This window comes from Microcystis sp. M53598_WE2 (assembly GCF_030067735.1).
Taxonomy (GTDB): domain Bacteria; phylum Cyanobacteriota; class Cyanobacteriia; order Cyanobacteriales; family Microcystaceae; genus Microcystis; species Microcystis aeruginosa.
Map to the genome: position 1 here is coordinate 1 of NZ_JASJFE010000351.1, position 1,328 is coordinate 1,328.

1 protein-coding gene is annotated in these 1,328 nt (G+C 40.1%); it reads right to left on the reverse strand.

The genetic code is table 11. The features are described from left to right. Positions 1–940 (reverse strand): tRNA (adenosine(37)-N6)-dimethylallyltransferase MiaA (gene miaA, locus PX636_RS07550; protein WP_288116637.1); only part of this gene is annotated, 940 nt, incomplete at its 3' end. Between the last annotated feature and the right edge of the window lie 388 nt (positions 941–1,328).

The window sequence follows — 1,328 nt, forward strand, 5'->3', positions numbered from 1 at the left end:
GATGATGTGTTTTTATATCGGGCCTTGACAACCCCTCAAGAAACAAAATAATTTTTCGTTCCACCGATTTTAATAAATTTTCTTTATCGATGGGAACCCAGACAATATCAGCATCGGCACGAAACCAAGTGCGCTGACGTTTGGCAAATTGACGGGTGTGGAGGATAATTAGATCGATCGCCTGTTCTAAAGAAATTTCCCCGAGGAGATATTGCTTAATTTCTGCATAACCCAAAGTCTGTAAAAGTGGCAAATCCCAACCGTATTTATCCCCCAAATTCTGCACCTCTGCTACTAATCCTTTTGCAATCATTTGATGAGTACGAACAGTGATCCGCTTGTCTAAACTTTCTGGGGAACAATCTAAACCAATTTGTAAAATTGGATAAGTGGGGGGATTTTCTCCCTGCTGACTAGAGATAGGTTTTCCTGTCAGATAAAAAACCTCTAAAGCGCGTAAAGTCCTGACTTGATCATGGGGATGAATTTTTTTAGCAGCCTCCTCATCTACCTGCGTCAGAATTTGATAAAGATAGGATTGTCCTAAAGCTTGTAATTGCTGTCTTAAATCCGGTTGAGGGGAAACCCTCGGTATTTTTAAACCTTTGACAATGGACTTGATATAAAGTCCCGTACCACCGACTAAAAACAGGGGAGAATAGTGGAGATTGTTGATTAAATCCTCAGCTTGTTCTTGGTACTGTGCTAGGGTAAAATTATCTTGAGGATCACAAATATCAATTAGATAATGGGGAATCCGCTGACATTCTTCTAAGCTAGGTTTAGCGGTACCAATATTAAATTCTCGATAGATTTGTCGGGAATCGGCACTGAGAATTACTGAATTAAACTTTTCGGCCAATTGTAGGGCTAAACTGGATTTTCCTGTGGCAGTTGCCCCACAAATAACAATTAAAATAGGTAAAGAGGAAGTAGTCATCGATGCTACATGACAGTAATCAGTAATCAGTGAACAGTAATCAGTAATCAGTGAACAGTAATCAGTAATCAGTGAACAGTGAAAAGACAGGACTGTTAAGCTAAGTGGGTGGGTGGAATTAAATATAAGATCAACGTAGGTTGGGTTGAAGCATGAAACCCAACGTCCGCTCATGTTGCGCTACCGCTAACCCATCCTACAAATAATTGTGCCTCCCTACTTAAGACGCATTTAAACTGGGTATTGTGAAGCTGATTAACAGGGGTACATCCCACATTAATTATCAGTGACTCTTAAATTATTACAGATATATCAGCAGCTATCTGTAAGCATCCCACCGAAAAACTAATGCGCTTCGGGGTTTGGGTAGGGTTGATTCATGAATCAA